The following is a 4,974-nucleotide window of genomic DNA, read 5'->3' on the forward strand; positions in this document are numbered from 1 at the left end:
CGATTACATCTTAGCTGAGCCACAAACCTGTCCGAATTAGTAGGACCACTTCAGTTGAGCGCCGATTTCGTACGAATCTTTCAACCAACTACAATAACCTGTTTCAGTGGCGAAATGACTACGCGCATGAGCGTACTGCTGTGACAACATTTGGCGAAGTTTATCAAACACATCGGGTTGCTCAGTATGTCGTTCGAACATTTGTAGAAGCCTTTGAGCAGGGGTAGACATTGTTTCAGCAACCCCCTATCAGCACACCAACATCACAGCCCCAGATTCGTCTGGGGCTTTGCTGTTGTTCGCTCAAAACATCGGGCGATCTGATAATCGGGCACCTACGGGGGCCTAAAACACAGGCCACCTACGGGGGGCTTTAATCGTAGCGGGGCACCTACTCTAAGCCCTGCGAGCTAAAACGGAAGACAGAAAGCATGGCACTCAAGTCGTATAAGCCGACGACGCCGGGCCAGCGCGGGCTGGTGCTGATCGACCGTTCGGAGCTTTGGAAAGGACGTCCTGTCAAATCCCTCACTGAGGGTTTGAGCAAATCAGGCGGCCGGAACAATACCGGACGAATTACATCACGCCGTCGCGGTGGCGGGGCAAAACGCCTCTACCGGATCGTTGATTTTCGCCGCAACAAATTTGACGTTGTCGCAACAATCGAACGCATCGAATATGACCCTAACCGTACAGCCTTTATCGCGCTCATCAAATATGATGACGGCGAGCAGGCGTATATCCTTGCCCCACAGCGCGTAGCGATTGGCGACAAGGTTATTGCATCGGCCAAGGCAGATATCAAACCAGGTAACGCAATGCCATTTTCCGGCATGCCTATCGGTACGATTATCCACAACATCGAATTGAAGCCCGGCAAGGGTGGTCAGATCGCACGTTCCGCAGGTACCTACGCACAGTTCGTAGGTCGTGACGGTGGTTACGCTCAGATCCGCCTTAGCTCTGGCGAGCTACGTCTTGTGCGCCAAGAGTGCATGGCGACAGTTGGCGCGGTATCCAACCCCGACAACTCCAACCAGAACTACGGTAAAGCGGGCCGCATGCGTCACAAGGGTGTTCGCCCAAGTGTTCGTGGTGTCGTTATGAACCCGGTCGATCACCCACACGGTGGTGGTGAAGGTCGTACGTCTGGTGGTCGTCACCCGGTTACTCCTTGGGGTAAGCCGACAAAGGGTGCGCGTACGCGTAACAAAAAACTAGCGTCGCAAAAGCTGATCATCCGCTCGCGCCACGCCAAGAAGAAGGGACGCTAATCTATGTCTCGCTCTGTTTGGAAAGGTCCTTTTGTTGACGCATATGTCCTCAAAAAGGCCGAAGCGTCTCGCGAAAGCGGTCGCAATGAAGTTATCAAGATTTGGTCGCGTCGTTCGACAATCCTGCCTCAGTTCGTTGGACTGACGTTTGGTGTCTACAACGGCCATAAACATATCACAGTCAACGTCACGGAAGACATGATTGGTCAGAAGTTCGGTGAGTATTCACCAACTCGTACCTATTACGGTCACGCGGCTGACAAAAAAGCGAAGCGGAAGTAAGCCATGAGCAAGGATAAAAATCCCCGCCGCGTGGCAGACAACGAAGCAATGGCAAAACTGCGCATGCTCCGTACTTCCCCGCAAAAGCTGAACCTGGTTGCCGGTCTTATCCGTGGCAAAAAGGTAGATCGTGCATTGACGGACCTCGCGTTCTCCAAGAAGCGGATCGCAGCTGATGTTCGCAAGTGTTTGCAGTCTGCAATCGCGAATGCTGAAAACAACCACAACCTTGATGTGGACGAGCTGATCGTGGCGGAAGCCTATGTCGGTAAGAACCTCACCATGAAGCGTGGACGTCCACGTGCCCGTGGTCGTTTCGGCAAGATCATCAAGCCGTTCAGCGAAATCACCATTCTGGTCCGCCAGATCGAGGAGCAAAGCTAATGGGTAATAAAACCAATCCAATCGGCATGCGCCTTCAGGTTAACCGTACATGGGATAGCCGCTGGTATGCAGATAGCAAAGATTACGGGAACCTTCTTCTGGAAGACCTCGCAATCCGCGCATTCGTCGCAAAAGAGTGCAAGCAAGCGGGTATCGCCCGTGTGATCATCGAACGCCCACACAAGAAGTGCCGTGTTACGATCCACACAGCGCGCCCGGGTGTTATCATTGGTAAGAAAGGCGCGGACATCGAGACGCTGCGCAAGAAGCTTGCCAAAATCACTGATAGCGAATTGCACCTGAACATCGTTGAAGTGCGCAAGCCAGAGCTGGACGCCCAGCTTGTCGGTGAGAGCATCTCGCAGCAGCTTGAGCGTCGTGTTTCTTTCCGTCGCGCTATGAAGCGTGCCGTTCAGAACGCAATGCGTATGGGTGCCCTTGGTATTCGTGTGAATGTTGCTGGCCGTCTTGGCGGCGCAGAGATCGCGCGTACTGAATGGTATCGTGAAGGCCGCGTGCCATTGCACACGCTGCGCGCCGATATCGATTACGCTCACGTTGAGGCCGAGACTGCTTATGGCATTATCGGGATCAAAACCTGGATCTTCAAAGGCGAGATCATGGAACACGATCCACAGGCACGTGACCGTAAAGCACAAGAACTCCAAGATGGCCCTGCACCTCGTGGTGCTGGCGGTCGTCGCTAAGGGAGAGATTAAATGCTTCAACCAAAACGTACCAAATTCCGCAAAATGCACAAAGGCCGGATCTCCGGTCTGGCAAAAGGCGGATCTGATCTGAACTTCGGAACGTATGGCCTTAAGGCCACGACGCCCGAGCGTGTAACTGCTCGCCAGATCGAAGCGGCTCGTCGTGCCATGACGCGTCACATGAAACGTCAAGGCCGTGTCTGGATCCGTATTTTCCCAGACACACCAGTGACCTCCAAGCCTACCGAAGTTCGTATGGGTAAGGGTAAAGGTTCTGTTGATTTTTGGGCTGCCAAGGTCAAACCGGGTCGTATCATGTTCGAGATTGACGGTGTAAACGACGACGTCGCACGTGAGGCGCTTCGCCTTGCAGCAATGAAGTTGGCTGTGAAAACACGCATCGTTGTTCGCGAAGACTGGTAAATCTGGGCGGGTCTCGAATTTTATAGAAAATTCGTTGATCAATCTGTAAAAATAGAAAAGCCCCTGCTGAGTAAATCAGTAGGGGCTTTTTGTTGTATATAATGGTGGATCTGATGCGGCGTGCCCGCGAATTTTCTAGAAAATTCGAAAACCGGCTAGAAATTAAAACCAACACTCAAGCTCAAAAACATTTGCTCTTTTTGACCCGCCACGCTGACAATCGGACTGCTTGCTGCATCCCCCATTAGCACTTTGTAGCCAGCAACACCGGTCAAAGACACGCGATCATTGATCTTATAGTTGGCGAAAACGGACAATCCGGCATCTTTAATACCTGCACTTGCGTTAAACGCGGCAAGGCCAGACGCTCTTCCTGCACCAACACCAAAATTTGTATTCATATATTGGCCATCCGCATAAGTCGTGGCCGCACGCGCACCCAAAGTCCAATCGCCTTGCAAACGCAAAAGCCCGAGACTTGCTTCAAACTGCGTCCCACTCGCGCCACCTTGGACACCCTGAACTGCGGACACACGCGGGGACAGGAAGGTCTTGAAGCCACCAACAGGGAAATTGACCTGTGCATATCCACCAAACTCGATGCCCGCCGCGATATCGGGCAACGCGCTCACTTGAGCATTGTCAATGTTGCTATCTTCGCGCCCAAAATTGTATCGCAGAATTGGCCCGACATCGACTGCGCGCGAAGACAACAGATCCATTTCAATTCCAGGACCGACGGTACGCACAGAGATTTTCTCATTGCTGAAAGACAAGCTCGGTACAGCCATTATCCGATAGTCAGAGCTGCCTTCAAATTGTGGCACTGCGATCAAGCCAGCACCGAGTGTCGCTTGTGCTTGAGAAATGACAGGTATGCTCACAAATGCTGCGAATAGGCCGCCGGAGAGGGAGGTCTTGTACATGGCGGAGCTTTCTTATTAATATTTTGTCGCTATCATTAAACTTACGCGGTGCGACAAGGTTTGGATCAATAGATGTATTTGCGCTTCTCGCTTTGGAACTTGGATGAAAGCGCTTCATCATGATGCTTGTTCAGCGATTTGCCGTGATCGATATTGCGCGCACAGTCGCGATAGTTGCAATGGCAATCTTTCACTTCACCTATGATTTGGAACTTTTCGGTTTCGCACCGCGTGGCACAATGGCCAGCATGGAGTGGCGGCTATTTGCGCAAGGCATCGCAGGCAGTTTTCTGTTTTTATCCGGGTTCAGCCTCGTTCTTGCTGCTCGAAATGGGCCCATCGCGCCGCGAAAATATTTGCGCCGTCTTGCGATGATTGGGGTAGGGGCGCTTGCGGTGACGCTTGGGACTTATGTCGCGATGGGGGACGCTTTTGTACGGTTTGGCATTTTACACCATATGTTTGCAGCAAGCCTGCTTGGCCTTCTGTTCTTGCGAACGCCTTTTTGGGTGAATACCATCATCGGCGCTGTTGTGCTCACTTACCCGCATTTTGGCACTTGGCCGATGTTTGGTGGAACTCACTGGCTGTGGCTTGGCCAAACAAGCACAGCTTTACCTCCGATGGTCGATTATGTACCTATAATCCCCTGGTTGGGCGCGTTTTTGTTGGGAATGAGTGCGGCGCAAGCTGTGACAAAGTTCGATTTATGGGCAGGGCTCGCCAACATGATCAATCCCGACACGCGCGTGGCAAAGCTTTTGTCCTGGCCCGGTCAACACACATTGTCGATCTATCTCATCCACCAGCCCGTCCTGTTTGGATGCGTCTTCTTTGCACGATGGTTGTTGGGATAACGCAAAGCCTCGCTCACGTGGCTGTGACTGGTCCTAGAAACTCAAGATGATATGATCTATACCGCTGCTACCCCAAAACCCGAATTTTTTCATGGGTTATGACGCGGAAATTGTCTGA

Annotated in this window: 8 protein-coding genes; 7 read left to right on the forward strand and 1 reads right to left on the reverse strand. The window is 52.2% G+C overall.

The window, feature by feature from the left end:
* The first annotated feature begins 35 nt into the window (after positions 1-35).
* From PFRI_RS21950 to rplP, 6 genes are all read left to right on the forward strand, one after another.
* Positions 36-227: a HEPN domain-containing protein gene (locus PFRI_RS21950; protein ID WP_425439442.1), complete on the forward strand. Its 192-nt coding sequence runs from the start codon at positions 36-38 to the stop codon at positions 225-227.
* Positions 228-431: 204 nt separating this feature from the next.
* Positions 432-1,274, forward strand: a complete 843-nt coding sequence (rplB, locus tag PFRI_RS03935; protein WP_072629442.1) for a 50S ribosomal protein L2 — start codon at positions 432-434, stop codon at positions 1,272-1,274.
* Between the two features lie 3 nt (positions 1,275-1,277).
* Complete coding sequence (gene rpsS, locus PFRI_RS03940) at positions 1,278-1,556, forward strand: 30S ribosomal protein S19 (protein WP_072629443.1); 279 nt, start codon at positions 1,278-1,280, stop codon at positions 1,554-1,556.
* 3 nt (positions 1,557-1,559) lie between these two features.
* Positions 1,560-1,940 (forward strand): 50S ribosomal protein L22, encoded by a 381-nt coding sequence (gene rplV / locus PFRI_RS03945; RefSeq protein ID WP_072629444.1) that lies wholly within the window; start codon positions 1,560-1,562, stop codon positions 1,938-1,940.
* Positions 1,940-2,647 (forward strand): 30S ribosomal protein S3, encoded by a 708-nt coding sequence (rpsC, locus tag PFRI_RS03950; RefSeq protein WP_072629445.1) that lies wholly within the window; start codon positions 1,940-1,942, stop codon positions 2,645-2,647. The genes rplV and rpsC overlap by 1 nt, the downstream gene beginning before the upstream one ends.
* 12 nt (positions 2,648-2,659) lie before the next feature.
* Positions 2,660-3,073 (forward strand): 50S ribosomal protein L16, encoded by a 414-nt coding sequence (rplP, locus tag PFRI_RS03955; RefSeq protein WP_072629446.1) that lies wholly within the window; start codon positions 2,660-2,662, stop codon positions 3,071-3,073.
* 155 nt (positions 3,074-3,228) lie between these two features.
* On the opposite strand, the gene PFRI_RS03960 is transcribed toward rplP, so the two are convergent.
* Positions 3,229-3,999 (reverse strand): MipA/OmpV family protein, encoded by a 771-nt coding sequence (locus PFRI_RS03960; protein WP_072629447.1) that lies wholly within the window; start codon positions 3,997-3,999, stop codon positions 3,229-3,231.
* A gap of 119 nt (positions 4,000-4,118) precedes the next feature.
* On the opposite strand from PFRI_RS03960, the gene PFRI_RS03965 reads away from it, so the two are divergent.
* A complete protein-coding gene (locus PFRI_RS03965; RefSeq protein WP_072629448.1) occupies positions 4,119-4,856 on the forward strand; it encodes a heparan-alpha-glucosaminide N-acetyltransferase in 738 nt (245 codons plus the stop codon).
* Positions 4,857-4,974: the final 118 nt, after the last annotated feature.

The organism is Planktotalea frisia (assembly GCF_001890925.1).
GTDB classification, from domain to species: Bacteria; Pseudomonadota; Alphaproteobacteria; order Rhodobacterales; family Rhodobacteraceae; genus Planktotalea; species Planktotalea frisia.

Bases quoted from the DNA above. Each gene is read 5' to 3' on its own strand.
- rplB (WP_072629442.1), top strand. From the start codon at position 432: ATGGCACTCAAGTCGTATAAGCCGACGACGCCGGGCCAGCGCGGGCTG.
- rpsS (WP_072629443.1), top strand. From the start codon at position 1,278: ATGTCTCGCTCTGTTTGGAAAGGTCCTTTTGTTGACGCATATGTCCTC.
- rplV (WP_072629444.1), top strand. From the start codon at position 1,560: ATGAGCAAGGATAAAAATCCCCGCCGCGTGGCAGACAACGAAGCAATG.
- rpsC (WP_072629445.1), top strand. From the start codon at position 1,940: ATGGGTAATAAAACCAATCCAATCGGCATGCGCCTTCAGGTTAACCGT.
- rplP (WP_072629446.1), top strand. From the start codon at position 2,660: ATGCTTCAACCAAAACGTACCAAATTCCGCAAAATGCACAAAGGCCGG.
- PFRI_RS03960 (WP_072629447.1), bottom strand. From the start codon at position 3,999: ATGTACAAGACCTCCCTCTCCGGCGGCCTATTCGCAGCATTTGTGAGC.
- PFRI_RS03965 (WP_072629448.1), top strand. From the start codon at position 4,119: ATGATGCTTGTTCAGCGATTTGCCGTGATCGATATTGCGCGCACAGTC.